General features: G+C 73.7%; 21 protein-coding genes. 12 read left to right on the top strand and 9 right to left on the bottom strand.

Features of this window, described 5'->3' with window-relative positions; translation table 11 throughout:
• The first annotated feature begins 46 nt into the window (after positions 1-46).
• Together ABZ721_RS19405 and ABZ721_RS19400 are read left to right on the top strand one after the other, a co-directional pair.
• The gene (locus ABZ721_RS19405; protein WP_358789842.1) at positions 47-1,444 is read left to right on the top strand and encodes an AlkA N-terminal domain-containing protein; all 1,398 of its coding nucleotides are present in this window, start codon (positions 47-49) and stop codon (positions 1,442-1,444) included.
• The gene (locus ABZ721_RS19400; protein ID WP_358789841.1) at positions 1,441-1,965 is read left to right on the top strand and encodes a methylated-DNA--[protein]-cysteine S-methyltransferase; all 525 of its coding nucleotides are present in this window, start codon (positions 1,441-1,443) and stop codon (positions 1,963-1,965) included. Before ABZ721_RS19405 ends, ABZ721_RS19400 begins: the two co-directional genes overlap by 4 nt.
• On the opposite strand, the gene ABZ721_RS19395 is transcribed toward ABZ721_RS19400, so the two are convergent.
• From ABZ721_RS19395 to ABZ721_RS19385, 3 genes are all read right to left on the bottom strand, one after another.
• Positions 1,939-2,361 (bottom strand): PPOX class F420-dependent oxidoreductase, encoded by a 423-nt coding sequence (locus tag ABZ721_RS19395; protein ID WP_358789840.1) that lies wholly within the window; start codon positions 2,359-2,361, stop codon positions 1,939-1,941. The genes ABZ721_RS19400 and ABZ721_RS19395 overlap by 27 nt on opposite strands.
• Positions 2,362-2,453: 92 nt before the next feature.
• Positions 2,454-2,936 carry a DUF456 domain-containing protein gene (locus ABZ721_RS19390; RefSeq protein WP_358789839.1) on the bottom strand — a complete coding sequence of 161 codons (483 nt, stop codon included), beginning with the start codon at positions 2,934-2,936 and terminating at the stop codon, positions 2,454-2,456.
• A gap of 54 nt (positions 2,937-2,990) precedes the next feature.
• Positions 2,991-3,974: a helix-turn-helix domain-containing protein gene (locus tag ABZ721_RS19385; protein ID WP_358789838.1), complete on the bottom strand. Its 984-nt coding sequence runs from the start codon at positions 3,972-3,974 to the stop codon at positions 2,991-2,993.
• Positions 3,975-4,215: 241 nt separating this feature from the next.
• Between ABZ721_RS19385 and ABZ721_RS19380 the strand changes: the two genes are divergently transcribed.
• The 3 genes from ABZ721_RS19380 (at position 4,216) to ABZ721_RS19370 (ending at position 8,288) form a co-directional block, all read left to right on the top strand.
• Complete coding sequence (locus tag ABZ721_RS19380) at positions 4,216-5,802, top strand: protein phosphatase 2C domain-containing protein (RefSeq protein ID WP_358789837.1); 1,587 nt, start codon at positions 4,216-4,218, stop codon at positions 5,800-5,802.
• A 163-nt stretch (positions 5,803-5,965) separates the two neighbouring features.
• The gene (locus ABZ721_RS19375) at positions 5,966-7,708 is read left to right on the top strand and encodes a pyruvate dehydrogenase (RefSeq protein ID WP_358789836.1); all 1,743 of its coding nucleotides are present in this window, start codon (positions 5,966-5,968) and stop codon (positions 7,706-7,708) included.
• Positions 7,709-7,775: 67 nt separating this feature from the next.
• The gene (locus tag ABZ721_RS19370; protein WP_358789835.1) at positions 7,776-8,288 is read left to right on the top strand and encodes an ATP-binding protein; all 513 of its coding nucleotides are present in this window, start codon (positions 7,776-7,778) and stop codon (positions 8,286-8,288) included.
• 52 nt (positions 8,289-8,340) lie between these two features.
• On the opposite strand, the gene ABZ721_RS19365 is transcribed toward ABZ721_RS19370, so the two are convergent.
• Both ABZ721_RS19365 and ABZ721_RS19360 read right to left on the bottom strand, forming a co-directional pair.
• Positions 8,341-9,474, bottom strand: coding sequence for a DUF2637 domain-containing protein (locus ABZ721_RS19365; RefSeq protein WP_358789834.1), 1,134 nt, complete (start codon positions 9,472-9,474; stop codon positions 8,341-8,343).
• Between the two features lie 133 nt (positions 9,475-9,607).
• Positions 9,608-10,432, bottom strand: a complete 825-nt coding sequence (locus ABZ721_RS19360; protein ID WP_358789833.1) for a (2Fe-2S)-binding protein — start codon at positions 10,430-10,432, stop codon at positions 9,608-9,610.
• A 119-nt stretch (positions 10,433-10,551) separates the two neighbouring features.
• Between ABZ721_RS19360 and ABZ721_RS19355 the strand changes: the two genes are divergently transcribed.
• The gene (locus tag ABZ721_RS19355) at positions 10,552-11,232 is read left to right on the top strand and encodes a GntR family transcriptional regulator (protein ID WP_358789832.1); all 681 of its coding nucleotides are present in this window, start codon (positions 10,552-10,554) and stop codon (positions 11,230-11,232) included.
• A gap of 30 nt (positions 11,233-11,262) precedes the next feature.
• Here ABZ721_RS19355 and ABZ721_RS19350 read toward each other — a convergent pair whose 3' ends face one another.
• Together ABZ721_RS19350 and ABZ721_RS19345 are read right to left on the bottom strand one after the other, a co-directional pair.
• Positions 11,263-12,003 (bottom strand): hypothetical protein, encoded by a 741-nt coding sequence (locus ABZ721_RS19350; RefSeq protein ID WP_358789831.1) that lies wholly within the window; start codon positions 12,001-12,003, stop codon positions 11,263-11,265.
• A 151-nt stretch (positions 12,004-12,154) separates the two neighbouring features.
• Entirely contained in the window at positions 12,155-13,825 is a 1,671-nt protein-coding gene (locus ABZ721_RS19345) for a PucR family transcriptional regulator ligand-binding domain-containing protein (protein ID WP_358789830.1), read from the bottom strand.
• A 265-nt stretch (positions 13,826-14,090) separates the two neighbouring features.
• Between ABZ721_RS19345 and ABZ721_RS19340 the strand changes: the two genes are divergently transcribed.
• The 6 genes from ABZ721_RS19340 (at position 14,091) to ABZ721_RS19315 (ending at position 21,978) form a co-directional block, all read left to right on the top strand.
• Positions 14,091-14,978: a xanthine dehydrogenase family protein subunit M gene (locus ABZ721_RS19340; RefSeq protein WP_358789829.1), complete on the top strand. Its 888-nt coding sequence runs from the start codon at positions 14,091-14,093 to the stop codon at positions 14,976-14,978.
• Complete coding sequence (locus ABZ721_RS19335; protein ID WP_358789828.1) at positions 14,969-15,574, top strand: (2Fe-2S)-binding protein; 606 nt, start codon at positions 14,969-14,971, stop codon at positions 15,572-15,574. The genes ABZ721_RS19340 and ABZ721_RS19335 overlap by 10 nt, the downstream gene beginning before the upstream one ends.
• Before the next feature lies 1 nt (position 15,575).
• A complete protein-coding gene (locus ABZ721_RS19330; protein ID WP_358789827.1) occupies positions 15,576-17,963 on the top strand; it encodes a molybdopterin cofactor-binding domain-containing protein in 2,388 nt (795 codons plus the stop codon).
• Positions 17,964-18,171: 208 nt separating this feature from the next.
• Positions 18,172-19,638 carry an NCS2 family permease gene (locus ABZ721_RS19325; RefSeq protein WP_358789826.1) on the top strand — a complete coding sequence of 489 codons (1,467 nt, stop codon included), beginning with the start codon at positions 18,172-18,174 and terminating at the stop codon, positions 19,636-19,638.
• Between the two features lie 14 nt (positions 19,639-19,652).
• Entirely contained in the window at positions 19,653-20,819 is a 1,167-nt protein-coding gene (locus ABZ721_RS19320; protein WP_358789825.1) for an XdhC/CoxI family protein, read from the top strand.
• Between the two features lie 55 nt (positions 20,820-20,874).
• Complete coding sequence (locus ABZ721_RS19315) at positions 20,875-21,978, top strand: winged helix DNA-binding domain-containing protein (RefSeq protein WP_358789824.1); 1,104 nt, start codon at positions 20,875-20,877, stop codon at positions 21,976-21,978.
• Between the two features lie 15 nt (positions 21,979-21,993).
• Here the strand turns inward: ABZ721_RS19315 and ABZ721_RS19310 are convergent, their stop codons facing one another.
• Together ABZ721_RS19310 and ABZ721_RS19305 are read right to left on the bottom strand one after the other, a co-directional pair.
• Complete coding sequence (locus ABZ721_RS19310; RefSeq protein ID WP_358789904.1) at positions 21,994-23,409, bottom strand: cellulose binding domain-containing protein; 1,416 nt, start codon at positions 23,407-23,409, stop codon at positions 21,994-21,996.
• Between the two features lie 165 nt (positions 23,410-23,574).
• Positions 23,575-25,092, bottom strand: a complete 1,518-nt coding sequence (locus ABZ721_RS19305) for a beta-N-acetylhexosaminidase (protein WP_358789903.1) — start codon at positions 25,090-25,092, stop codon at positions 23,575-23,577.
• Positions 25,093-25,095 lie beyond the last annotated feature (3 nt).

Below are 25,095 nucleotides of genomic sequence, written 5' to 3'. Positions count from 1 at the left end.
CGATTTCCGCCAGTCGACGGCCGCCCGATGCCGCAGACTGGAGTACATGATTGACGAGGAGACCGGATATGCGGCGGTACGCGGCCGCGACGCCCGTTTCGACGGCGTCTTCTTCTTCGCCGTCGCGACCACCGGCATCTACTGCCGTCCCAGCTGCCCGGCGGTCACGCCCAAGCAGCGCAACGTCCGCTACTACCCGACGGCCGCCGCCGCCCAGAGCGGCGGCTTCCGCGCCTGCCGGCGCTGCCGCCCGGACGCCGTCCCCGGCTCGCCGGAGTGGAACGTGCGCGCCGACGTCGTGGGCCGCGCCATGCGGCTGATCGGCGACGGCGTGGTCGACCGCGAGGGCGTCGCGGGGCTGGCCGGACGACTCGGCTACAGCTCGCGCCAGGTCCACCGGCAACTCACCGCCGAGGTCGGCGCGGGCCCGGTGGCGCTGGCCCGCGCGCAGCGCGCGCTGGCCGCCCGGGTGCTGCTGCAGACCACGACCCTGTCCGTCACGGACACGGCGTTCGCGGCCGGCTTCGCCAGCGTCCGCCAGTTCAACGACACCATCCGGGAGATCTACGCCCGCACCCCCAGCGAACTGCGCGCCGCCGCCCGCACCGGCTCCGCCACCGCGGCGCGGGCGGCCGAACCCGGCTCGGCGTCCGGGGTGCCGCTGCGGCTCGCCTACCGGGGCACGTACGACACGGCCGGGGTCTTCGACTTCCTGCGCGCCGACCTGGTGCCGGGGATCGAGGAGATCACCGGCCCGCCCGGCCGGCGCGTCTACCGGCGGACGCTGCGGCTGCCGCACGGACCCGGCGTGGCCGAGGTCGACGAGCGGCACCGCGCCGGCTGGCTGGACTGCCGCCTGCGCCTGGCCGACCTGCGCGACCTGACCACCGCCGTCCAGCGGGTGCGCCGGCTGTTCGACCTGGACGCCGACCCGTACGCCGTCGCCGACTCGCTGCGCGGCGACCCGCTGCTCGGCCCGCTGGTCGCCGCCCGCCCCGGTCTGCGCTCCCCGGGGGCGGCCGACCCGGACGAACTCGCGGTGCGCGCCGTGCTCGGCGACCCGGCCGCGGCCGGGGCCCTCGTCGCGGCCCGCGGCGAGCCGCTCCCCGCCCCCGACGGCGGACTCACCCACCTGTTCCCCGAACCCGCCCGCATCGACGACCCCGCCCTGCTCCCGCTGACCACCGCCCTCGCCGACGGCACCCTGCGCCTCGACGCGGGCGCCGACCGCGACGAGGCGGGGCGGGTGCTCGCCACCCTGCCGGGCGTCGACGCCTGGACGGCCGGATACATCCGGCTCCGCGCCCTCGGCGACCCCGATGTCGCCCTGCCCAACGAACCCCCGCTCAGCGACGCGTGGCGCCCGTGGCGGAGCTACGCCCTCCACCACCTCTGGGCCGCCGGCCACCGCGCCCGCCCCCGACTGGAGTTGACCACCACATGACGATCCCCGCAGCGTCCGTGGGCCCCACGGCCCCCACCACCGTTCCCGTGACGCTCTACACGACCGTCGACAGCCCCGTCGGAGAGCTGCTGCTCACCGGCGACGGCACCGCCCTCGCCTCGCTCTCCGTCCCCGGGCAGCGCGGCGGCGCCACGGTGCTGCCCGGCTGGCGCCGCGAGCCGGCCGCGTTCACCGAGGCGCTGCGCCAGCTCGGGGAGTACTTCGCGGGCGACCGCCGCACGTTCGACCTGCCGCTCGCGCCCGTCGGCTCCGACTTCCGGCAGCGGGTCTGGAACGCCCTGGACGATGTGCCCTACGGTGCGACCGTCAGCTACCGCGGGCTCGCCGAGGCCGCCGGTTCGCCCGGCGCGGTGCGCGCCATCGGCGGCGCGGTCGGCTCCAACCCGCTGCTCGTCATCCGCCCCTGCCACCGCGTGATCGGCGCGGACGGCAGCCTCACCGGCTACTCCGGCGGACTGGAGCGCAAGCGGACGCTACTCGCCCTGGAGGGCGTCCTCTGACACCGTCCGGCCGCGCATGCCGGGCTCGCCGCCCTCGATGCCCCAGGCGATGACCCGGCGCGGCCGGATCCGGATCACCTCCGGGCTGAGGTACGCGCCCAGGTCGTGCGCGCCGACGACCTGCTCGGCCTCGCCCCGGATCTCGATCCCGCGCACCACCCACGGCTGTCGGCTCACGACGTCGTCGACGACCAGCGACACCAGCGGATGACCCGCGACGTTGCGCCACTTCTTCGTCGTCCCCATCGCGTAGCCGCCGATGTCGATCGAACCGTCGTCCCGCACCACGAACCCCACCGCGTTCGCCTGCGGCTGCCCCCTGCCGTCCACCGTCGCCAGCCGGCCCAGCGGCTGGCCGTCCAGGTACGCCCGCTCACCCGCACTGAAAATCGTCATACGGCCACCCTCACACCAAGGCGGGGGCGGGGCATCGGCTCATCGGCCTAGGCCGCTGGGCCCAGGCCCCCGGATCTCCCGGGCCCCGGGGGTCAGCCGAGGACGACCGCGCCGAGCCAGGCGCCCGCCACCAGCAGGCAGGCGAAGAGCTCGGCGAGGACCGAGCGGCCGACGGCGCGCATCGCGGTGCGGGTGGCGGTCCAGGCGCCGCCGTGGGTGCCGAGCCGGACGCGCTCGACGCCGTAGATGTACGCCACGAAGCCGAGGGGCCCGCCGACGACCGGGAGGACGAAGAAGCCGACGATCGCGCAGGAACCGGCGGCGAAGAGGTTGCGCCAGGTGAGTTCCGAGTCGCGGATGCGGCGGGCCGGCAGCAGCCACTGGACCACCTGGTTGAGGGCGAGCAGCCCGGTGGCGGTGGCGAGCACCCCCCACGTCAGGGGCGTGTGCAGATTGGTCGCCCACCACAGGACCGCGCCCCAGCACAGCAGCGCCCCGGGCACACCGGGCACCAGCACGCCGAACAGGCCGAGCAGCATCACGAAGCCGATCAGGCACAGCTGTGGGGTCCCCATGGCCTCACCCTGCCGGATAGTCGCCGCCCCCGCCCGCGGATATCGGCCGACCGGTCAGCCGTGGCGGGCGATCCAGCCACGCTCGTAGGCGTGCCAGCCGAGCTGGAGCCGGGTCGTCACCCCGGCGATCTCCATGAGGTGCTTGACCCTGCGCTGCACGGTGCGCAGCCCGAGGTCGAGCTGCTTGGCGACGCTGGCGTCGGTGAGCCCGGCGAGCAGCAGCGACAGGATCTGCAGGTCGACGAAGTCGGGCGCGTCCAGCGGCACCTCGTCGACGCCCGGGCCGTTCAGCCGCAGCGGCATCGCGGTGCGCCACACCCCCTCGAAGAGCCCCATCAGGGATTCGAGCAGGCCGCTGGCGTGCACGACCAGCGCGGCGGGCTGCCCGGTGCGGCGGGTCAGCGGCACCATGGCCATCGACCCGTCGGCCACCACCAGCTTCGTCGGGACCCGGTCGATCACCCGCACCTGCTCGTCGCGGTTCATCGCGGCGGACAGCTCCGTGATGCCGTTGGGGCTGGTCAGGATCTCCCGCTCGATCACCACGCGGTAGGCGACGCCGCGTTCGGCGGCCTGCTCCTCGGCGCTGTTGTCCATGCCGGTCACGGCGACGGGCGTGCCGGTGACCAGGGCGCAGACCTCCTTCTCCGCCCCCAGCTGCAGCTGCAGGAAGCGCTGGGCGACGGCGCTCGCGCCCGTCACCACCTCCAGCAGGTCGTGGACGGCCGGTTCGGTGGCCTCGGCCCGGAACTCCGAGGCGAGCACTGCCGCCGCGAGTTCCGCCTGTTCGAGCTCGTGCCGCTGCTGGGTGAGCAGCGCGGCCAGCGCGACGCCCGGCGGCGCGGCCACCCAGCGGCCCGGCCGGGCCGAGGACTGGGCCACCAGCCCGTGCCCCTCCAGCCGCCGCAAGGTGCGTGCCGCCTCCTCCTCGGACCGGCCGAGGCGCTGCGCGAGATCGGAGATCTCGGCCGCGCCGAGACCGATCAGGGCGCGGTAGGCGGACTCCTGGACGTCGTCGAGTCCTATGGCACCGAGCACGGCGCCCCCTCCCCAAGGTGGCGGGAATGAGCCACGGCGGTTTCCCGCCGCGGACATCTTCCCTGCTCACCCCCCTGTTCTGCCAGTGTGGCGGCGATGCGGGCATGACTTGGCACGACTTGGGTCGTTTCGCACGAGCGCCGTCGGCCGACCCGACCGTGGGGGGAGGGCCGGCCGACGGACCCGCGTCAGGTATGCCGTCCACCGTTTCCCGAGGCCCTTCGCGGTGGACAATAAGGGCATGAGCCAGCAGGGGGAGACGCACCCTCGTCACGAGGACGAGTGGTGGCGCCAGTTGTACGGGAACCCGGAGACGGGCGAACCGCGCGCGTCGGCCGAAACGGTCGACGACCATTACGCTTCGGCCCTGTCCGCGGTCGGCACTCCGGACGATCCGCCTGTTCGGGACGAGCCGCCTGTTCGAGCGGGAACTCCCGCCGACGCCGTGCCGGCGGTGCCGCCCGCCCGCGGCCCGTACGACCAGGAGGCGGACGAGCTCGACGACCACGGCCCGCCGGACACCCTCCGGCTCCGCCGTGCGACCCCGAGCCCGAGCCAGGCCCCGGCTTCGCCCCCGGCCCCGAGCCAGGCCCAGGCCGCGGCCCCGGCCCCGGCCCAGAGCCAGGCCCCGGCCCCGAGCCCGCCCGCCCCGGCCACCGACCCGCAGGACGAGCCGCCGCGCGGCGGGGTGACCCCGTCGGCGGGCGAGGCCTGGGGGCAGCACCCGTACCGGCCGGCCCCGCCCCACGGGGCGCCCGAGCCGCCGGAGCCGCCCGGGCCGCCCCAGGCGCGGGCCGCGCCCGCCCCGCCCGGTCCGGCGACCCGCCCCGACGCCCCGGCCCCGCCGCTGCCGCCGGAGCGGAGCCGGACGCTCGCGCCGACCGCCTTCGGCGAGGGCCCGGTGACGTGGAGCGATCCGGATCCCGGCCCGGCGCCGGAGCTGCCGCCGGGATGGGCGGCGGCGGAGCCGCCCGTCGAGACGGCCCCGCCGTTCGTCGGCGACCGGCCCCCGACGTACGCGGCCGAGCCGACGGCCTGGCCGGTGACCCACCCGGACGAGCTCGACAGCCTCGTCCCGGACACGGTGCTGGACGGGGCGCAGTACGGCGTCCTGACGCTGCGGACCGCCTCCGTGCGCGGGGACTCCGCGCGCTACCGGGGCCAGCCCCGGCGGGACGCGCTGCTGACGGCGCGCTTCGGCGCGGGCGACGACGGCCTGCTGCTGCTGGCGGTCGCCAGCGGCGTCCGGGCCTCCGACGAGGCCCCCCGGGCCGCGCAGGACGCCTGCCGGTGGATCGCGGGCGCGGTCGGCCGGAGCCGGCAGCGGCTGTCGGAGGACATCCGCGCCGCGCGCCGCGGCTCGCTCAAGTCGGGCCTGCACCGGCTGACCGACCGCTGCTACGGGCGGCTGCGGGCCCGGGGCGAGGACCTCGGCCTGGAGGAGGGCGAGTACACCGCCTCGCTGCGCTGCCTGCTGCTGCCGGTGGACCCGTCCTGCCGCATCCGGCTCTTCTTCGGCGTCGGGGACGGCGGGCTGTTCCGGATCCGCGACGGCAGCTGGCAGGACCTGGACCCGGTGAACAAGGACACGGAGCCCGAGGAGCGCTTCCGCTTCCGCGCCTCGGTCGCACACCCCGGCGACGCGCTGCTGCTGTGCAGCGGCGGCCTCGCCGAGCCGCTGCGCGGCGAGCCGGCCCTCGCCGCCCGGCTGGCCCACCAATGGGGCAACGGCCACCCCCCGGGCCTCACCGCCTTCCTGGCCGAGGCCCAGACCCGGGTCAAGGGGTACGCGGACGACCGCACCGCGGTGGGCGTCTGGGACGCGTAGCGCCCGGCGGGCGTCCCGCTGCCGTGGGGAGGCGCCGCCGAGCGCCCCCGAGCGTCGGCGGGCTGCCTCCGCGCCACCGGCGCGGGGGCGCTGGAGTGGCGGGCCCGTCGTCCCCGTGGGGAGATGGGGGCAAGTCCCCCGCGACGAGCGATTGGTGCGCCCGATGGCGAAGCAGACCGTGGCCGAGCAGTTCGTCGATGTCCTGGTGCGCGCCGGGGTGGAGCGGATGTACGGGGTGGTCGGCGACAGCCTGAACCCCGTGGTCGACGCGATCCGGCGCAACGCGGCCATCGAATGGGTGCACGTGCGCCACGAGGAGGTCGCGGCCTTCGCGGCGGGCGCCGAGGCCCAGATCTCCGGAAAGCTGGCGGCCTGCGCGGGCTCCTGCGGCCCCGGCAACGTCCACCTGCTCAACGGGCTGTTCGACGCGCACCGCTCGATGGCCCCCGTGCTGGCCCTGGCCGCGCAGATTCCGAGCAGCGAGATCGGCACCGGCTACTTCCAGGAGACCCACCCGGACCAGATGTTCAAGGAGTGCAGCCACTACAGCGAGCTGATCTCGAACCCGCAGCAGATGCCCCGCGTGCTGCAGACCGCGATCCAGCACGCCATCGGCCGCGGCGGCGTCTCCGTGATCAGCCTCCCGGGCGACATCGCCGCGCAGCCCGCCCCGCAGCGCAGCATCGAGCACGCGCTCGTCACCCGGCGGCCCTCCGTCCGGCCCGGCGACGAGGAGCTCGACGCGCTCGCCCGGATGGTGGACGCCGCGGACAAGGTGACGCTGTTCTGCGGCAGCGGCACCGCCGGCGCGCACGACGAGGTGATGGCGTTCGCCGAACGGGTGAAGTCCCCGGTGGGCCACGCGCTGCGCGGCAAGGAGTGGATCCAGTTCGACAACCCGTACGACGTCGGCATGAGCGGGCTGCTCGGCTACGGCGCCGCCTACGAGGCGATGCACGAGTGCGACCTGCTGATCCTGCTCGGCACGGACTTCCCGTACAACGCCTTCCTGCCCGACGACGTGAAGATCGTGCAGGTGGACGTCCGCCCCGAGCACCTCGGCCGGCGCTCCAAGCTGGACCTCGCGGTCTGGGGCGACGTGCGCGAGACCCTGCGCTGCCTGACGCCCAAGGTGCAGGTCAAGAAGGAGCGCAAGTTCCTCGACAAGATGCTGAAGAAGCACAGCGACGCCCTGGAGGGCGTCGTGAAGGCGTACACCCGCAAGGTCGAGAAGCACGTCCCGATCCACCCCGAGTACGTCGCCTCGGTGCTGGACGAGGAGGCCGCCGCCGACGCGGTCTTCACCGTCGACACCGGCATGTGCAACGTCTGGGCGGCCCGCTACCTCACGCCGAACGGCAGGCGCCGGGTGATCGGCTCGTTCACCCACGGCTCGATGGCCAACGCCATGCCGCAGGCGATCGGCGCGCAGTTCACCGACCGCCGACGGCAGGTCGTCGCGCTCTCCGGCGACGGCGGCTTCTCGATGCTGATGGGGGACTTCCTGACCCTGGTGCAGCACGATCTGCCGGTGAAGATCGTGCTGTTCAACAACTCCTCGCTCGGCATGGTCGAGCTGGAGATGCTGGTGGCGGGCCTGCCGGCCTCCGGAACGACCAACCGCAACCCGGACTTCGCGGCGGTCGCGCGGGCCTGCGGGGCCTACGGGGTCCGGGTGGAGAAGCCGAAGGACCTGCGGGACGCGCTGCGCGGCGCGTTCAAGCACAAGGGGCCGGCGCTGGTGGACGTGGTCACCGACCCCAACGCGCTCTCCATCCCTCCGAAGATCACCGGCGAGCAGATCGGCGGCTTCGCGCTGTCGATGAGCAAGACGGTGCTCGACGGCGGGGTAGGCAAGATGCTCCAGATGGCGCGCTCCAACCTGCGCAACGTGCCCCGGCCGTAGCCTCCGCCGCGGCCCCGACTCCCCGCCGCCGCCCGCGGGCCCATGCGTGGATGGTCCGGTGCTGGGCATGCATCCCGACAGGATGTTCGACGGGGACGAGGGCGGCGGCCGGAGCGGAGTGATGGAGCGTCAGCCGAGGGAAACCACGGAACAGCGGCATAACGGCCACCGGACACGAGGCACCTCAGGAGCGCGGCAACTGCGGCACGCCCTGGGCCAGGCGGACTTATCGGCGATAGCCGACACGCGCAGGCTGCTGCGCGAGCAGTTGCGGCAGTGGGGTGTGCCGGCCCTGGTCGACATCGCGGAACTGCTGACCAGCGAGCTCGTCACCAACGCGCTCCAGCACACCGGCGAGGGAGCGGTCCTCACCGCCACACTCTCCGGCGGCCCCGCGCACCGGCTCCGCGTCGAGGTGCACGACCACACGGCCAGGCGCCCCCGGCTGCACCCGGCGGGGGACGACGCCACGTCGGGCCGCGGACTGCTGCTCGTGCAGGCGCTCGCCAACTCCTGGGGCGTGCGCTCGCAGGGCACCGGGAAGGTCGTCTGGTTCGAACTGGACGTCGAGACGGCCTGAGCTGCGCACGACGCGGCCGAACCGCTCCGCCGATCTGCCCCGTTCGAACCGCTCAGCCGAACTGCCGTTCCAGGTCCTGGAGTTTGCGTTCCAGCGAGTCCAGCCGGGGGATCGTCAGCGTGTCGTCCTCGGCCGTGAGGTCGACGACGTACGGCTGCTCCTCGGGTGCGGGCGCGGGTGTGGGCGAGGGGGACGGATCCGGCGGCTCGGAGCGTTCGGACAGCCGGGCCCAGCGCCGTTCCGACCGTGAGCGTTCCGGCGGCGCCAGCGCGGGGCGCGGGCGCACCGGCAGTTCGGCCGTACCGGCGGCTATGACGGGCTCCGTGCCGCCGGCGGTCCCGGTGCCCCCGCTGGGCAGTTCCGGACGGCGCTCGCTCCGGTCCCGGCTCCAGCCGCGGTGCTGGCGGTTGAGCGCCCTGACGCGGGCCCGCTCCAGCCGGACGTGGTCGCGGCGGCGGACGTCGTTCACCTCCTTCTGCTTGCGGTCCTCGCGGACCTCCTCCACCGCCTCGTCGAGCGAGCGCACGTTCTCCAGCAGCATCAGCGACCAGGCGCCGTAGGTCTCCAGCGGGGCCCGCATCCAGCGGACCATCCGGATCTGCGGCAGCGGGCGGGGCACCAGGCCCTGCTCGCGCAGCGCGGCCCGGCGGGTCTGCTTGAGCGCCCGGTCGAACAGCACCGCCGCGGACAGGGACATCCCGGCGAAGAACTGCGGGGCGCCGGCGTGCTCGATGCCGCGCGGCGCGTGCACCCAGTTGAACCAGGCGGCCGCGCCCGCGAACATCCACACCAGCATCCGGGAGCCGAGTGCCGCGTCGCCGTGGCTGGCCTCGCGCACGGCCAGCACGGAGCAGAACATCGCCGCGCCGTCGAGGCCGAACGGGACCAGGTACTCCCAGCCGCCGTCGAGGTTCAGGTTCTGCCGGCCGAAGCCGACCAGCCCGTGGAAGGAGAGCGCCGCGGCGACCGCCGCGCAGCAGAAGAGCAGCACGTACGAGGCGCTGCCGTAGACCGCCTCCTTGCGGCGCCGGCGTTCCTCGCTGCGCTCCCATGAATCGCTGCCGGGCGTGTTCTCGTCGCCGCCGCGGGCGCGGCGGTTGCGGAGCGCGACCGCCGAGGCCGCGAGGACCGCCAGGCCCACGGCCCCCGAGAGCGCCCAGTCCAGCGATATGTCGGTAAGTCTCATGTGCGATTCCTAGCGTCGCTTCCGTCGCGCACGGGACGCGGGACGGCTCACGGGCGCCATCTTGGCGAAAGCGGCACGGATGTGAAGAGGTTTTGCCGGAATAGCACGCCTATGGATGGAAACGTCGAACAGGTCAGCCGGTTGCGGCCAGACGTTCGATCCGATCGGCGTCGCACGTGCGGGGGCAGGTGCCGCAGGTCTCCGCGGGGAGCACGGTGTAGAACAGACAGCACGAGATCCGGTCCCGGGTACGGGCCGGCACGTGGGCGGGCAGCGGCCGGGGCGCGCGCAGGTCGCGGAAGCCCGCGCCGCCGGTGTACGGGGCGGTGGTGCCCGGCAGCAGCGCCGTCAGCTCGGACCGGGCGCGCTCGCCCTCGCCGAGCAGCTCCCCGATCCGCCAGAGCCCCTCGGTCACCTCGTCGGTGGCCATGCCCCACAGGGCGCGCCTGCCGCGCCGCAGCCGGGAGCGGAAGCCGTCCAGCAGGGGTTCGAGGTGCTCGGCGAGCGCGTCGCGCAGCTCCTGGCGCAGCGCCTCCTCGGAGTGCGCGACGCGGGCTCCGGGCAGGACGGCGGCCGGGTCGTCCGGCAGGCAGCCGAAGTCCCGGGTGCGGACGGTCAGCCGGCCCTGCGTGCGGTGGAACGACACGTCGCACACCGGCAGCCGCGGGACCCTGCGGTGCAGGAACCACGGGACGGTGAAGAGCAGGCAGGCGTGCCACGCGTAGCGGTGCAGGCCGAAGCCGGCGACGACGTCGGGGCGGGCGCGCCTGCCGTGGTCGCGCAGCACCTGCTCGTCGTCCCAGGCCAGGAAGGCGTCCAGGGCCGCCCCGCCCGCCGCCAGCTCGTCCGCGCGCACCCAGCCGTCTCCGCTGCGGGGCGCTTCCTCGGTGACGCGCAACGAGGGGAACGCCGCGGTCAGCCGGGCGTAGGCGGGGGCGGTGACAGGCATGGCGAGCATGGCGGACCGTCCTGAAAGGAGTTCCTAGGGAGGTAAGGCTTACCTTAGCCGATGCTGCGGGGGTTTAACCTAACGGCACTACGCCACACGAGTGGTGTCGCCCCAGAGGGAAGGACCCGGTGAACGACACCGCCGCCGCGCGCCCCGCCGAAGCTCCGCCCGTCCGGCTGCCCGAGCGCCACTCCGTCCGCGACCAGGTGCTCGACGCGCTGCGCAGCGCGCTGGTCAGCGGCGAACTGCGGCCCGGCGACGTCTACTCCGCGCCCCTGCTCGCCGAGCGCTACGGCGTCTCGGCCACGCCGGTGCGCGAGGCCATGCAGCTGCTCGCCCGGGAGGGCGCGGTCGAGGCGATGCCCAACCGGGGGTTCCGGATCGCCGAACGCAGCGCGCGCGACCTCGCGGAACTGGCGGAGGTCAGGGCCCTCATCGAGGTCCCCGTCGTCCTCGGGCTGGCCCGCACCGTCGCCCCCGAGCGGTGGGAGGCGCTGCGCCCGCTCGCGGCGGCCACCGTCGCCGCGGCGGCCCGCGGCGACCGGGCGGCCTACGCGAAGACCGACCGGGTCTTCCACCGCGCGATGCTCGAACTCTCCGGCAACCAGCAACTGGTCGCCGTCGCGGACGAGTTGCACCGGCGCTCCCAGTGGCCGGTCTCCGGCCCGTCGCGCACCCCGTCCCGCCCGGCCGAGCTGCTGGCCGACGCGACCGAGCACGCCGTCCTGCTGGAGGCCCTGGTGGCCGGGGACGTGGTCACCGTCGAGTCCCTGGTCCGCGAGCACTTCTCCGGCTCCGCCTGGGGGTAGGGCCGGTTCCGTGAGTCGGGGTGGCGGGGGTCAGGGGGTCCGGGCCGCCGGGTGGGGGAGCCAGACCGGGATTCCCCCCAGCAGGGCGTGCAGGCGGGCGGCCTCCGCCCGCAGGGCGGACGCGGCGGGTTCCGGCTCCACGTCGGCCAGGGCCAGCATGGCCGGCGCCGTGCCGACGAGGTAGCCGATCTCGACGCGGATGCGCAGGGATTCGGTGAAGCCCCGGTGCGCCTCGGCGAGGTCGCCGTCGGCGGCGGCCAGGCCCGCCAGATGGCGCCAGGTGAACGACGTCAGCAGCGCGTCGCCGTGGGCGACGGCGCCCGCGTGGGCGCGCCGGTAGGCGGCGCGGGCGGCGGTGGGGTTCTGCGCCACGTTCTCGGCGAACAGGCCGCGCCGGAAGTCGAGCAGCGGCCGTCCCGGCGACACCTGGCTCAGCAGGGCCGCGCTGCGGCCGAACGCGGCGCGGGCCTCGTCCGCCCGGTCGCGGACGGAGAAGAGCGTCGCGGCGTAGGCGAGGTGGCCACGCTCGCACGCGGCGGCGCCGCGCTCCTCGTCGCTGCCGGCCAGCGCCTCCGCGGAGCGCAGTGCGTCCTCCGCCTCGGACCAGCCGTCGAGGGTGAACATGCAGCCCTCCACGAGCAGGGCGGCCCGGCGCAGCGCCGTGGCCGGGCTGTCGGCGCAGTGCGGCGCGAGGATCGCCGCCGCCTCCGCCCAGCAGCCGCGAGCCCGCAGGCGCCACACATCGGGCGCGCCCACCACAGATTCCGGCATGGCGGTATCCGCCACAACCTATCCCCCCAAGCGCATCGTCGAGCCAGTGGTCGAAGTCCAGCATGCCCTAGGGGCCCGCGCCAAGAGGGCGGTGATCAATTGCTCGTGATCCGAGTGATCCGAATGATGTCAGTGATCCGAGCGGCCGGTGTCAGCTCATGCGAAGAGCGAGGAAGAAGTCCAACTTGTCCTCCAGACGGGCGAGATCACGCCCGGTCAGCTGCTCGATCCGGCCGATCCGGTACCGCAGCGTGTTCACGTGCAGGTGCAGCCGGGTCGCGCAGCGCGTCCAGGACCCGTCGCACTCGAGGAACGCCTCCAGGGTCGGGATGAGTTCGGCGCGGTGCCGCCGGTCGTAGGCGCGCAGCGGGTCCAGGAGCCGCGCGGTGAAGGCGCGGCGGACGTCGTCGGGCACGAACGGCAGCAGCAGGACGTGCGAGGCGAGCTCCTCGTGCCCGGCCACGCAGACCCGCCCGGGGCGGGCGGCCGCGACCCGGCGGGCGTGCCGGGCCTCCTCCAGCGCGCCGCGCAGCCCCTCGGCGGAGTGCACGGTGGCGCTGACGCCGATGGTGAGCCGCCCGTCCTCCGCCAGCCCCCGGCTCAGCGGGCCGCGCAGGGTGTCGAGCAGCCCGTCGGCGCGCCAGTCGTCGGAGAAGCCGTCGTCGGACGGCTCGGCGGGCGGCAGCGGTACGAGGGCCACCGCCTCGTCGCCCGCGTGCGCCACGGCGATGCGGTCGGCGGGGTCGGGGCCGATGGCGGCCGGGTCGACCAGGGCCTCCTCCAGCAGCGCCTGGGCGGCCGGCCCCGCGGCCACCTCGCCGTCCGCCCAGTCGACCCGGGCCACCACGACCTGCCAGTGCGGCGCGGACGCGAGGCCGGGGACCAGCACGGGCGCGGCGGCCCGCAGCCGGGCGGCGATCTCGGCGGGCGGCGAGCCCGCCTGGACCAGCTCCAGCACCTCGTGCGCGAGCCGGCGGCGCACGGTGCGCGCGGCGTCGTGCCGGTCGCGCTCGACGGCGATCAGCTGGGTGACGCCCTGCAGCAGGTCCAGCCGCTCCGCGGCCCAGTCCCCGGCGTCGGCGTCGACGGCGAGGAACCAGTCGGAGAGCAGGGTGGCCCGCACGTCGGCCCCGGGGACGCCGCCGCCGGTGCGGATCGGGAAGAGCGAGTACGTGCTGCCCGCGCCGCCGGACGCGATCGAGGTGCGGTGCGGGGAGGGCCGGGCGGTGCGCAGGGCGGCCAGATGGGCACCGGCCAGCTCGGCGCGGACGGCGGTCGGCAGCGGGTGCTCGGAGCCGGCGATCTGCCGCCCGGTGGCGGACAGCACCCAGGCGCGCAGGTCCAGGTCGGTGCCGAGCAGGTCCAGCACGGCGTCGGGGCCGCCGCCCGCGGGGCCCGACGACATCAGCCGCCGGTGCCGGTCCACGACCGCGGCCAGGTCGCCGGCCCGCTCCGTGGAGACCTGCCGCACGACGTGTTCGGTGATGGACGCGAAGGCGACGTCCTCGTCCACGGCGAACAGCGGCAGCCGGTGCCGGAAGCAGGCCGCCACCAGGTCGTCGGGGATGGAGCCCAGCTCCGCTTCCCCCGCGGCGAGCCCCGCCACACCGGCGGAGGCGAGGATTCGTACGAATCGCTCGGAGTCGGCTGCTTCGTGTCGCCAGGCGAGTCCTGTGAGCACCAGCTCACCGCCCGTGAGATAACGGCTCGGATCGCGAAGATCCGTGGTCATCACGCCTCGGACGGTGCGGTCGAGCTCGTCCTCACCGCCGAGCAGCCGCAGCCCCAGAACGTCGGTGTCCAGCAGTGCGCGCAGCCGCATCGTCAATCGCCTTGTCTCGAACGCTTGCCTGGTCGGAGACCTACCAGGATGGCGCGTGATTCGTTCCACCGGTGTTGCCGGTCCGATGCCGCGAGGTTTCGGAGGGCGGCCTTTCATAGGAATCTACAAGACATGAGTACTGGCCAGCCAAGTCCTTCATGTTTTCGGTGACTGCACCCGGAAGGGTGCTGGGCCGTGTACTGGGCCCCACGCAGCGTTAACAACACGTGAACAGCCCCGCTCGAGATTCGAGAAGAGAACCCTCATGGACTTCCTGCGCCCCGCAAGCTGGGAGGAGGCGCTCGCCGCAAAGGCCGAGCACCCCACAGCTGTGCCCATCGCGGGCGGCACCGACGTGATGGTCGAGATCAACTTCGACCACCGCCGGCCCGACGTGATGCTGGACCTGAACCGGATCGGTGAGCTGCAGGAGTGGGAGGTGACCGAGGAGACCGTCCGCCTGGGTGCCTCGGTCCCGTACACGCAGATCATGGAGCACCTGCGCACCGAGCTGCCCGGTCTGGCGCTCGCCGCCCACACCGTCGGCTCGCCCCAGATCCGCAACCGCGGCAGCGTCGGCGGCAACCTCGGCGCCGCCTCCCCGGCCGGTGACTCGCACCCGGCCCTGCTGGCCGCCGGCGCCGAGGTCGAGGCGGTCTCCGTCCGCGGCACCCGGCTGATCCCGGTCGAGGAGTTCTACACCGGCGTCAAGCGCAACTCGCTCGCCGCCGACGAGCTAATCCGCGCCGTGCACATCAAGAAGGCCGACGGACCGCAGCAGTTCTCCAAGGTCGGCACCCGCAACGCGATGGTCATCGCGGTCTGCGCGTTCGGCCTGGCGCTGCACCCCGGGACCAGGACGGTCAAGACCGGCATCGGCTCGGCCGCCCCCACCCCGCTGCGGGCCCGCGCCGCCGAGGACTTCCTCACGGCCGCGCTCGAGGAGGGCGGGTTCTGGGAGAACGGCAAGATCATCACCCCGTCGATCGCCCAGCAGTTCGCGGAGCTGGTCTCCGGCGCCGCCAACCCGATCGACGACGTACGCGGCACCGCCTCGTACCGCCGTCACGCGCTGGGCGTCATGGCCCGCCGCACGCTCGGCTGGACCTGGGACGAGTACCGTGGGAACGAGAGGACGCAGTCATGCGCGTGACCTTCAATGTCAACGGCCGCCCGCAGGAGGCCGACGACGTGTGGGAGGGCGAAAGCCTCCTGTACGTGCTGCGCGAGCGCATGGGCCTGCCGGGCTCCAAGAACGCGTGTGAGCAGGGCGAGTGCGGCTCCTGCACGGTCCGCCTCGACGGCGTCCCGGTGTGCGCGTGCCTGGTGGCCGCCGCCCAGGTCCAGGACCGCGACGTGGTGACCGTGGAGGGCCTGGCGGACTTCGCCAAGGACCGCGCGGCCGGCCGCTGCGGCACCGGAGCCTGCGGCACCCCGCTGGGCGAGGCCCAGAAGTGGTCGGCCAAGCCGGCCGACGGGCAGACCGGCGCGAGCACCGAGGCCGGGGACCTGTCCCCGATCCAGGAGGCGTTCATCGACGCCGGCGCCGTGCAGTGCGGTTTCTGCACCCCGGGCCTGCTCGTCGCGGCCGACGAGCTGCTGGAGCGCAACCCGTCCCCGTCCGACCAGGACATCCGCGAGGCGCTCTCGGGCAACCTGTGCCGCTGCACCGGTTACGAGAAGATCCTCGACGCGGTCCGTCTCGCGGCAGCGCGCGGCGAGTCCGCCACCGCCGGAGAGGGCGTCTGACATGGGCGTTACCCGCAATCCCACCAACATCACGCAGGGCAGCAAGACCAAGGGCGGCCTCGGCGAGTCCACGCTGCGCCCGGACGGCACCCTGAAGGTCACCGGCGAGTTCGCGTACTCCTCGGACATGTGGCACGAGGACATGCTGTGGGGCTTCACGCTCCGCAGCCCGCACGCCCACGCCAGGATCCTGTCGATCGACACCGGCGAGGCGCTCGCCACCTCCGGCGTCTACGCCGTCATGACCCATGACGACCTGCCCGCCTTCACCAAGTACGGGCTGGAGTACAAGGACACCCCGGTCCTGGCCGACGGCGTCGTGCGCTACCACGGCGAGCCGGTCGCCCTCGTGGCCGCCGACCACCCGGAGACCGCCCGCCGCGCGGCCGCCAAGATCAAGGTCGAGTACGAGCCGCTGCCGCTGGTCATCGACGAGGAGACGGCGCTCGCCGAGGGCGCGCCGATCCTGCACCCGAACCGCGACGACCACCACGCGGGCCACGTCTCGCACCCCAACATCGTGCACCGCCAGCCGATCATCCGCGGCGACGCGAACGAGGCGGCCAAGCGCGCCGACATCGTCATCAGCGGCGAGTACGAGGTCGGCATGCAGGACCAGGCCTTCCTCGGCCCGGAGTCCGGCCTGGCCGTGCCCGCCGAGGACGGCGGCGTCGACCTGTACATCGCCACCCAGTGGCTGCACTCGGACCTCGGCCAGCTCGCCCCGGTCCTCGGCCTGCCCGAGGACAAGATCCGCATGACGCTCTCCGGCGTCGGCGGCGCGTTCGGCGGCCGCGAGGACCTGTCGATGCAGGCCCACGCCTGCCTGCTGGCACTGCGCACCGGCAAGCCGGTCAAGATCGTCTACAACCGCTTCGAGTCCTTCTTCGGCCACGTGCACCGCCACCCGGCGAAGCTCTGGTACGAGCACGGCGTCACCAGCGAAGGCAAGATCACGCACATGAGGTGCCGGATCGTGCTGGACGGCGGCGCCTACGCCTCGGCCTCCCCGGCCGTCGTCGGCAACGCCTCCTCGCTGTCCGTGGGCCCGTACGTGATCGACGACGTCGAGATCGAGGCCGTCGCGCTCTACACCAACAACCCGCCCTGCGGCGCGATGCGCGGCTTCGGCGCGGTCCAGGCGTGCTTCGCCTACGAGGCGCAGATGGACAAGCTCGCCGCCGCCCTCGACATGGACCCGGTCGCGTTCCGGCAGCTCAACGCCATGAGCCAGGGCACGATCATGCCGACGGGCCAGCCCGTCGACTCCCCGGCCCCGGTCGCCGAACTGCTGCGACGCGTCAAGGCGCTGCCGATGCCGCCCGAGCAGCAGTGGCTGGCCGGCGACTCCGCCGGACGCAGCACCGACGTGCGCGCGCTGCCCGGCGGCCTGTCGAACACCACCCACGGCGAAGGCGTCGTGCGCGGGGTCGGCTACGCGGTCGGCATCAAGAACGTCGGCTTCTCCGAGGGCTTCGACGACTACTCCACCGCCCGCGTGCGGCTGGAGGTCATCAACGGCGAACCGGTCGCCATGGTGCACACCGCGATGGCCGAGGTCGGCCAGGGCGGCGTCACCGTGCACGCCCAGATCGCCCGCACCGAGCTCGGCGTCGCGCAGGTGACGATCCACCCCGCCGACACCCAGGTCGGCTCCGCCGGCTCCACGTCCGCCTCCCGGCAGACGTACGTGACCGGCGGCGCGGTGAAGAACTCCTGCGAGGCCGTCCGCGAGAAGGTCCTGGAGCTCGGCCGCGCCCGGTTCGGCAGCTACCACCCCGCGTGGGCCACCGCCGAACTCCTGCTGGAGGGCGGCAAGGTCGTCACCGACGGCGGCGAGGTGCTCGCCGACCTGGTGGACGTCATCGAGGGCGAGGCCGTCGACATCGAGCTGGAGTGGCGGCACCGCCCCACCCAGGCGTTCGACCTGGTCACCGGACAGGGCCACGGCCACGTCCAGTACTCCTTCTGCGCGCACCGCGCGGTCGTCGAGGTCGACACCGAGCTGGGCCTGGTCAAGGTCATCGAACTGGCCGCGGCCCAGGACGTCGGCAAGGCGCTCAACCCGCTGTCGGTCGTCGGCCAGATCCAGGGCGGCACCACGCAGGGCCTCGGGCTGGCCGTGATGGAAGAGATCATCGTCGACAAGAACGCGAAGGTGCGGAACCCGTCCTTCACCGACTACCTGATCCCCACCATCCTCGACACCCCGACCATCCCGGTCGACGTACTGGAACTCGCCGACGAGCACGCCCCGTACGGGCTGCGCGGCATCGGTGAGGCCCCGACGGTCTCCTCCACGCCCGCCGTCGTCGCCGCCATCCGCGCCGCGACCGGTCTGGCACTCAAGCGCGTACCGGTCAGGCCCGAACACCTCACCGGTACGTGACGACCTCCGGACGGGGCGGGGGAATGACGATCCCCGCCCCGTCCGGGGCCACCCAGGCACCGCCAACGGGCCTGCTTGGCAACGGCATCCGCCGTGACCGCTCCACCCCGTTCGCCTCGGGCCGTCCCCCGGGTCGTGCAGCCCACGCACCATCCCAAAACCCGCGCACCACGTGCGGGTGTCCCATTGAACCTTGGGAGTCGGCACCATGACCCAAACCCCTGTAGAGCAGAAGACGACGGCGGAGGACGCGGGCGCGGGCTCGCGCCCACCGGCCGGCCGATCGTGGCTCGACCGGTACTTCCACATCTCCCAGCGAGAGTCGACGATTTCCCGCGAGGTCCGCGGCGGCATCACGACCTTCATGGCGATGTGCTACATCCTGCTGCTCAACCCGCTCCTGCTGTCAGGTCCGGACGCCGCCGGGCACAAGCTCAGCCACGCGGGGCTGATCACCGCCACCGCGCTCGCCGCGGCGGTCTCCACCCTGCTGATGGGCTTCCTCGGCAAGGTGCCGCTCGCGCTCGCCGCGGGACTGAGCGTCTCCGGCGTGCTGGCCACCCAGGTGGCCCCCAACATGACGTGGCCGCAGGCCATGGGCATGTGCGTGATCTACGGCGCCATCATCGTGCTGCTGGTGGTGACCGGGCTCCGCGAGATCGTCATGAACGCGATACCGCTCGCCCTCAAGCACGGCATCACCATCGGCATCGGGATGTTCATCGCCCTCATCGGCCTGGTGAACGCCGGCTTCGTCGGCAAGGGCGACGCCAAGGGCACCGCCCCGGTCGCCCTCGGCGCCGGCGGGCAGCTCTCCGGCTGGCCGGTCCTGCTCTTCTGCGTGACGCTGCTGCTGATCTTCATGCTGCAGGCCCGCAACATCCCCGGCGCCATCCTCATCGGCATCGTCGTCGGCACGGTCCTGGCCGTCGTGGTCAACTCCGTCGGCGGCCTGACCGACAAGGACTGGGGCGGTGCCTCCCCGGAGCTGAACGGCAGCGCGGTCTCCATGCCCGACTTCGGGCTCTTCGGCCACGTCGAGTTCGGCGGCTGGGGCTCCATCGGCGGCATGACCGTCGGCGTCATCGTCTTCACCCTGGTGCTGGCGGGCTTCTTCGACGCGATGGCCACCATCATCGGCGTCGGCACCGAGGCCAAGCTCGCCGACGAGCAGGGCCGGATGCCGGGCCTCAGCAAGGCGCTGTTCATCGACGGCGCGGGCGGTGCGATCGGCGGCGTCGCCGGCGCCTCCGGCCAGACGGTCTTCATCGAGTCGGCCACCGGGGTCGGCGAGGGCGCCCGTACGGGTCTGTCCAGCGTCGTCACCGGCCTGCTCTTCGCGGCCGGCCTCTTCTTCACCCCGCTGGCCCAGATCGTCCCGGGCCAGGTCGCGGCCGCGGCCCTGGTCGTCATCGGCGCGATGATGATGAGCAACGCCCGGCACGTCGACTGGTCGGACCGCTCGGTCTCGGTCCCGGTCTTCCTGACCGTGGCCCTCATGCCCTTCACGTACTCCATCACCGCCGGTGTCGCCGCGGGCGTCATCTCCTACACCGCCATCAAGGCGGCCCAGGGCAAGTGGCGCGAGCCCGGCGCCTTCATGTGGGTGCTCACGGCGGTGTTCGTCGTCTTCTTCGCACTCCACCCCATCGAGAACTGGCTCGGCGTCAAGTAGAGGAGCTGTTCACCATGCTGGACATCGCTGACGAGCTGCACCGCTGGTGTCGGCAAGGGCGTCCGTTCGCCGTCGCGACCGTGGTCGCGGTCGGCGGGAGCGCGCCCCGGCAGCCCGGTGCCGCGCTCGCCGTCGACTCCGACGGCACCGCGATCGGCAGCGTGTCCGGAGGGTGCGTCGAGGGAGCCGTCTACGAGCTCTGCAGGGAGGCGCTGGAGTCGGGGGACTCGGCGGAGCCGGTGCTCCAGCGCTTCGGATACTCGGACGAGGACGCGTTCGCCGTGGGACTGACCTGCGGCGGCGTGATCGACATCTTCGTCCAGCGGGTGGACCCCGGCGTGCGGCCGGAGTTCACCGCGGCGCTGGCCGCCGCGGCGGCGGGGGAGACCGCCGCGGTGGCCAGGATCGTCGAGGGCCCGGCCGAGCTGCTCGGCCGTGCCCTGACCCTGCGGGCCGACGGCGGCCACGACGGCGGCCTCGGCGACCTGGAACGGGACCGCACGGCGGCGGCCGAGGCGTACGCCCTGCTGGAGGCCGGCCGGACCGGCACCGTCACCATCGGCGCGGACGGCAGCCGCTGCGGCGCACCGCTCACGCTCCTCGTGGAGTGCAGCGTGCCCGCCCCCCGCATGATCGTCTTCGGTGCGATCGACTTCGCGGGCGCCGTCGTCAAGGTCGGCAAGTTCCTCGGCTACGAGGTGACCCTCTGCGACGCGCGCCCCGTCTTCGCCACCCGCGCCCGGTTCCCGGAGGCCGACGAGGTCGTCGTCGACTGGCCGCACCGCTACCTGGACGAGACCACCGCGGCCGGCCGCGTCGACGGCCGCACGGTGATCTGCGTGCTGACCCACGACGCGAAGTTCGACGTACCGCTGCTGGAGCGGGCCCTGCGGCTGCCCGTCGCCTTCGTCGGCGCCATGGGCTCGCGCCGCACCCACCTGGACCGCCTGGAGCGGCTGCGGGACGTGGGCGTCACCGAACTCGAACTGGCGCGGCTGCGCTCGCCGATCGGCCTGGACCTCGGGGCGCGCACGCCCGAGGAGACCGCGCTGTCCATCGCGGCGGAGATCGTCGCCCACCGGCGCGGCGGCAGCGGCGTACCGCTGACCGGCGCGCACACGCCGATCCACCACGAGGCCGACCCGCCGATATCCCGGCGCGTCGGGTCCTCGGCCGCGTAGACCGCGTCAGCATTGAGGACCGGAACCGTCCGCAGGGCGTCGTAGCGTAGGCGGTATGCCGACGACGACGCTGGACCGCCGCGCCCTCAACCGCGCCCTGCTGGAGCGCCAACTCCTGCTCGAACGGGCGAAGGCGCCCGCGATCGAGGTGATCGAGCGGCTGCTCGGCATGCAGTCCCAGGCGTCCAACGCCCCCTACATCGGCCTGTGGACCCGGCTGCGGGACTTCTCCTTCGACGAGCTGGCGCAGCTGATGAAGGACCGCGGCGCGGTGCGGCTGACCCTGATGCGCGGCACCGTCCACCTGGTGAGCGCGGCCGACGCGCTGATCCTGCGGCCGCTGCTGCAGCCGGTGTTCGACCGGATGGTCAGGAGCGCGGCGTGGGGTGGTGCGGCGCTGGACGGGGTGGACCGCGACGAGGTGGTCGCCGCCGGCCGGGAGCTGCTGGCCGAGCGCCCGCGCAACCCCGGTGAACTGCGCGAGCTGCTCGCCGTCCGCTGGCCGGGCGTGCCGCCCGACGCGCTGGAGAAGGCGCTGCGCCTGTGGGCCCCGCTGGTGCAGCTGCCGCCGCGCGGGCTGTGGGGCGAGAGCGGGCAGCCCACGTACGCCACCGTCGAGGAGTACCTCGGCGCCCCGCTCGCCGCGCCCGACCCCGGGCCGGTCGTCGAGCGCTACCTGGCGGCGTTCGGCCCCGCGAGCGTCGCCGACGTCCAGAAGTGGTCGGGCCTGACGGGGCTGCGTTCCGTGGTCGCGGGCCTGGACCTGCGGACCTACCGCGACGAGGAGGGCCGGGAGCTGTACGACCTGCCCGGCGCTTCGCTGCCCGACCGGGACACCCCCGTGCCGGCCCGGTTCGTCGCGGACTTCGACAACCTGCTGCTGTCGCACGCCGACCGGACCCGGATCCTCTCCGACGAGCACCGCGGCCGGGTGATGACGGTGAACGGCATCATCCGCGGCACGATCCTGGTCGACGGCTTCGTCGGCGGCACGTGGCGGTTCGACCGCACCAAGGCCGCCGCCGCGGTGAGCGTGACGCCCTTCGCGCCGCTGACGGCTGGCGACCGCGACGCCCTCCTGGCGGAGGGCGCGCGGCTGCTGGCCGTCAGCGATCCGTCGGCGGCGCGCCACGAGGTCCGGATCGGACCCGGGGGCTGACGCCGCCGCGCCGGTTCAGCTCCCCGGGACGGTGTCCACGTGGGTGGTGTGTGCCGCCCGGTAGACGGCCACCTGGGCCTGCACCTGCGCCGGGCTCAGCACCTGGTCCTTGGCGAAGTAGACGTAGTCGACCTGCTCGTTGTACGAGCGGGGCGTGCTGCTCGTCTGCCCGTTGAGGTCGATGAGCCAGTGGTTGAAGTCGATGAACATCGGCGTCTCGGGGAGGTACGGCTCGCCGTGCGTCCCGAACAGCTGCCCGTCGATGTAGTACTTGATGTCGGTGTTGTCGACCGTGACGACCAGGTCGTGCCAGCCGTCGTAGCTCTGCCGGCTCTCGGTGTGGGCGTTGACCGCGTTCCAGGGGTCGTTCTGGTAGGTCTCCCAGGACGTGGTGTACATGATGTTGCCGGTCTCGCCCCAGCCGCCGTTGGGCAGGTACTCGAAGTCCAGCTCCCCGTAGTCGGGGTCCATGTCGCGGGCGAGCGGGGTGAAGGAGAAGAACGTCTGGTTGACGTGGTCCCCGTCGGGGCCGGTCGCGGGCGTGTCGTTGAACTTCACCCGCGCGGCGTACGTTCCGTTGCGGAACTTGCGCGCGGTGGTCTGGATCTCCGTCTCCCTGGTGCCGGCGGCCGTGCCGTCGGTGGTGAGCTTGAGGTTCATGACGCTGTTGCCGTTCTGCGTCGCGAAGGTGACGTCCTGCGGCGACCAGGTGGCCCCCGGGACCCCGGGGCCGCCCTGCCCCGACTTCACCGTCCAGCCGTGCTGCTGCACCAGCGGGTCGCTGCTGCCGGTGTAGTTGAAGTCGTCGAAGAGCGCCGGGCCGTTCCCGTTCGGCGGCGTGGTCGGCGGGGTAGTGGGCGGCGTCGTCGGCGGGTTGGTCGGCGGCTGGGTGGGGTCGTTCCCCTCGGGCGCGGTGCCCCACAGGACGGTCCCGCCCCGCTGCACGGTGACCTTCGACCAGTTGGCGTACGACGTCTGGGCGGCGTTGAACGAGTAGTCGTCGCTCTGCCGCAGCGTGGCCCAGTTGGACCGGTAGAACCGCAGCTGCATGTCGCTGGTGTCGGCGCCGGGGGCGAGCGAGCCGGCGCCCGCGGTGAAGCCGACTTCCAGGTACCGGTCGGCGGTGGCGGTGGGATGCGCCAGGGTGCCGAACGTGCCGGTGATGTTGGCACAGCCCTTCACCGCCCAGGAACAGGCGAAGCGGTACGAGGAGTCGGCGGTGTCGGCCTTGAAGTAGTAGCGCACCGTCACCCCGCTGAGCGGCACGGTCGTGCTGCCGGTGTTGGTGACCTTCAGCCACGGCTCCGACTGGTCGGCGGTGGCCCCGGTCGCGCTGGTGCGGTACTGCGCGCTGAGCGAGTCCTGCGCGGCCGAGGCGGGCATGGCCGTCAGCGCGGCACACGCGAGCCCGGCGGAGGTGCACAGGGCCATCGCCGTACGCACGCGGACGGGTATACGTGATCTTGCGGACACGGTGAATCCCTTTCCAGGTGGGGGTATCGCAGGGGGGAACTGCTGGAAGGAACTACGGGTGGTGCGACTGCGGGTGATGCGGGTGGTGCGGGGTGGAACATCTGGGGGCGACGCCCGGCGGGATCAGCCGGACACGGCCTGGCGGCGGGTGCCGAGCGCCGCGAGCCGGGCCTCGTGGTGGCGCATGGCGGGCAGGAAGTCGGTGCTCCAGTCGCTGCGCGGGTTCCACGCGCTGTCGGCGAGCGCCGACAGCCGGGGGAAGGCGAGGTACTCGACCTGGGCGGGCGTGGCCGCGAACTCGGTCCACAGCTGCCCCTGCGTGCCCAGCACCCGGGCGGCGGCGTCCGGCTCCCACTCGCGCGGCGCGGGATCGTTGCCGTGCACGGTCCGCAGGTCGACCACGGCGCCGGACTGCCCGAGGGGCTCGCTCGCCCGGTCGCTCTGCGGGTAGTCGAGGTACGTGGTGCGGAACGGCGCCATCACGACGTCGTGCCCCCGGCGGGCGGCGGCCAGCCCGTGGTCGGAGTCGCGCCACGGCATGACGGTGAACTCCGGCGGCAGGATCCCGCCGTCCTCCGCCCAGCACACGGGCTTGCGGCCCTGCTGGAGCAGGAAGTCGCCGATCCGCCCGAGGAACCAGCCGTGCAGCGCCTTCGGCCCCGCCAGCCCCTCGTCGGCCGCCCGCTGCCGCGCGCGGGGGCTCTCCGTCCACTCCACGGTGGGGCACTCGTCGCCGCCGACGTGGATGTACGGCGACGGAAAGACGTCCAGGACCTCGCCGAGCACCGTGCGGCAGAACTCCAGCACCTCGTCGTGGACGCCGAGCACGTTCTCGCACACGCCCCACTCGGTCCACACGTCCAGCTGCCGGCCGGGCACGTTGCCCAGGTGCGGGTAGGCGGCGAGCGCCGCCCGCGCGTGGCCCGGCATCTCGATCTCGGGCACGACGCTGACGCCGCGCTCGGCCGCGTAGGCGACGAGCGCGCGCAGCTCGGCGGCGGTGTACGCGCCCCCGTGCGGGGTGTCGTCCCAGCGGGCGCTGCCGGCCCGGCCGGTCATGCTGCGCGCCCGGTGGCCGCCGGTCTCCGTCAGCAGCGGGTAGCCGGGGACCGGCATCCGCCAGCCCTGGTCGTCCGTGAGGTGCAGGTGCAGGACGTTGAGCTTGTGGAAGGCGATCAGGTCCACGAAGCGCCGCAGGAACGACACCGGCTGGAAGTGCCGGGCCACGTCGAGCATCGCCCCGCGCCAGTGGTACCGCGGCACGTCGGTGGCCTGCACGCACGGCAGCCGCCACGGCACCCCAGTGACGGGAGCGGTCGACAGCGCCTCGGGCGGCAGCAGCTGGCGGATCGTCTGCACGCCGTTGAGCAGCCCGGCCGCGGTGCCGGCCCGCAGCAGGATGGCGTCCGGGCCGACGGTCAGCCCGTACCCCTCGGTGCCCAGCCCGCCGAGCTGCGGGTCCAGGGCGAGGATGACGTTGCCGTCGGGGGAGGAGCGCAGCGGCAGTCCGGTGGCGGGGCGCAGCAGGGTGCGCAGCAGGTGGGCGGCGCCCTCCGCGCCCTCGGTGGCCCGGACGGCCGTGTCGGGGGTGAAGGTGAAGTGGCCCGGGATGCGGACCAGATGGCTGGGGTGGGGAATGATCAC

This window comes from Streptomyces sp. NPDC006733, assembly GCF_040636125.1.
Classification (GTDB): domain Bacteria; phylum Actinomycetota; class Actinomycetes; order Streptomycetales; family Streptomycetaceae; genus Actinacidiphila.
Note: the sequence above shows the minus strand (reverse complement) of the source record. Positions and strands in the feature narration are given on the sequence as shown.

Excerpts from the sequence above, each read along its gene's own strand:
- ABZ721_RS19310 (WP_358789904.1), bottom strand. The coding sequence starts at position 23,409 with ATGGCCCTGTGCACCTCCGCCGGGCTCGCGTGTGCCGCGCTGACGGCC.
- ABZ721_RS19365 (WP_358789834.1), bottom strand. The coding sequence starts at position 9,474 with ATGAGACTTACCGACATATCGCTGGACTGGGCGCTCTCGGGGGCCGTG.
- ABZ721_RS19350 (WP_358789831.1), bottom strand. The coding sequence starts at position 12,003 with ATGCCGGAATCTGTGGTGGGCGCGCCCGATGTGTGGCGCCTGCGGGCT.
- ABZ721_RS19395 (WP_358789840.1), bottom strand. The coding sequence starts at position 2,361 with ATGACGATTTTCAGTGCGGGTGAGCGGGCGTACCTGGACGGCCAGCCG.
- ABZ721_RS19370 (WP_358789835.1), top strand. The coding sequence starts at position 7,776 with ATGCATCCCGACAGGATGTTCGACGGGGACGAGGGCGGCGGCCGGAGC.
- ABZ721_RS19345 (WP_358789830.1), bottom strand. The coding sequence starts at position 13,825 with ATGCGGCTGCGCGCACTGCTGGACACCGACGTTCTGGGGCTGCGGCTG.
- ABZ721_RS19320 (WP_358789825.1), top strand. The coding sequence starts at position 19,653 with ATGCTGGACATCGCTGACGAGCTGCACCGCTGGTGTCGGCAAGGGCGT.
- ABZ721_RS19340 (WP_358789829.1), top strand. The coding sequence starts at position 14,091 with ATGGACTTCCTGCGCCCCGCAAGCTGGGAGGAGGCGCTCGCCGCAAAG.
- ABZ721_RS19400 (WP_358789841.1), top strand. The coding sequence starts at position 1,441 with ATGACGATCCCCGCAGCGTCCGTGGGCCCCACGGCCCCCACCACCGTT.
- ABZ721_RS19335 (WP_358789828.1), top strand. The coding sequence starts at position 14,969 with ATGCGCGTGACCTTCAATGTCAACGGCCGCCCGCAGGAGGCCGACGAC.
- ABZ721_RS19375 (WP_358789836.1), top strand. The coding sequence starts at position 5,966 with ATGGCGAAGCAGACCGTGGCCGAGCAGTTCGTCGATGTCCTGGTGCGC.
- ABZ721_RS19360 (WP_358789833.1), bottom strand. The coding sequence starts at position 10,432 with ATGCTCGCCATGCCTGTCACCGCCCCCGCCTACGCCCGGCTGACCGCG.
- ABZ721_RS19380 (WP_358789837.1), top strand. The coding sequence starts at position 4,216 with ATGAGCCAGCAGGGGGAGACGCACCCTCGTCACGAGGACGAGTGGTGG.
- ABZ721_RS19330 (WP_358789827.1), top strand. The coding sequence starts at position 15,576 with ATGGGCGTTACCCGCAATCCCACCAACATCACGCAGGGCAGCAAGACC.
- ABZ721_RS19390 (WP_358789839.1), bottom strand. The coding sequence starts at position 2,936 with ATGGGGACCCCACAGCTGTGCCTGATCGGCTTCGTGATGCTGCTCGGC.
- ABZ721_RS19405 (WP_358789842.1), top strand. The coding sequence starts at position 47 with ATGATTGACGAGGAGACCGGATATGCGGCGGTACGCGGCCGCGACGCC.
- ABZ721_RS19325 (WP_358789826.1), top strand. The coding sequence starts at position 18,172 with ATGACCCAAACCCCTGTAGAGCAGAAGACGACGGCGGAGGACGCGGGC.
- ABZ721_RS19315 (WP_358789824.1), top strand. The coding sequence starts at position 20,875 with ATGCCGACGACGACGCTGGACCGCCGCGCCCTCAACCGCGCCCTGCTG.